We start from the raw sequence: 1,307 nt of genomic DNA on the forward strand, positions 1-1,307 counted from the left end.
CGGCTTTTCTATAACCTGCCATCCTGAGCGATCGTTGCCTTTGAAACACTCAGCCTGCATTGTGCCGGCTCAGTCCCCGATGCGCGCTCAGCACCTCTCTGCTGCACTGGCCACTTAATCGTTAGCTCCCAGCACAATGGACGGCTCAATTCTCCTCGTTGGAGAGCCTCAGTTTATGTCTAGGTTCTCTGACCTTATCGAACATCTCGGATTACACTCAATTGAATCTGTCTCTGATGTGGCAGAGGCCATCTCTCTCGTGCAAGCTCAGCAGCCAGATGTGCTGCTGCTGCAGGCTGACTATCCCGGTGCCTTAGATCTATGCCGCACTTTTAAAGACCAAGGACGGCTGTCGTGGATTTATATCATTCTAGTTGGGCAGATTCAATGGGTCGATTGGTTTAGCGCGGTCACCACATCCCAACACATTACCCAAGAGGAAACTGCTATTGAAGCCGGCGCTGATGCCTTTGCCTGGTGTGCCCATCAGATGGATCATCAACCTATCAAAGTACTAGATAGTTCTAGGCAGGATACCCCTGACCCATCCTGCCAACCTGATTCATTGCATGCCCATGCCCATCCCCTCAACGTCTATCATTTCAGCCAACTCCTATTGCGGCGTCTGGGAGCCACGATCAAGTCGGGGTTGCGGCGAGTGCAAAATCATCGAGAGCTGATGCGCACTAATGATCTGCTCTCAGCGATCGCCCTCTCAGATCCTCTCACTGAATTAAACAACCGACGAGCCTTTGAATGGGAACTGCCTCGGCAAATCCAAAATGCGCGCAACCGCAAAGCCCCAATTAGCCTACTGGTGCTGGATGTTGATTACTTTAAGTCCATCAACGACAACTACGGGCATTTGGTGGGCGATCGCGCCCTGCAACTCATTTCTGCCCGCCTGCGCCACAATCTAAGGTTTTGTGACACACCCTTTCGCTACGGTGGGGAAGAATTTATTGTGATTCTCAACGATACGGATGGTGCAGAGGCACTGCGCGTGGGACATCGTCTGCGGCGGCGGATGGCAGAACGCCCCTTTGCCCTCAGCGACACGCTCGATGTCACCATCACCATTAGCATTGGCAGTGCCTCCTTGCTGCCCAGTGATGACGAGCGGGGCATTAGCCTGCTGAACCGAGCCGACCGCAATTTGCTATCAGCCAAATCTCGGGGACGCAATCAGGTGGTAGCTAGCCAAGATTCGTCTCCGGGGTAGGGGCATCGAGCTGAGCATCAGGTTCTAGAAGCCAGAGCGCATAACCGCGAATAGTTTGGGTAATCATAACCCCATGACCGCGATC

1 protein-coding gene is annotated in these 1,307 nt (G+C 53.3%); it reads left to right on the top strand.

What is annotated here, in order from left to right; translation table 11 throughout:
* Positions 1–238: 238 nt before the first annotated feature.
* On the top strand, positions 239–1,222 hold the full coding sequence (locus V6D20_09970) for a GGDEF domain-containing protein (GenBank protein ID HEY9816106.1): 984 nt from the start codon (positions 239–241) through the stop codon (positions 1,220–1,222).
* The last annotated feature ends 85 nt before the right edge of the window (positions 1,223–1,307 follow it).

It is taken from the genome of Candidatus Obscuribacterales bacterium, assembly GCA_036703605.1.
Taxonomy (GTDB): Bacteria; Cyanobacteriota; Cyanobacteriia; order RECH01; family RECH01; genus RECH01.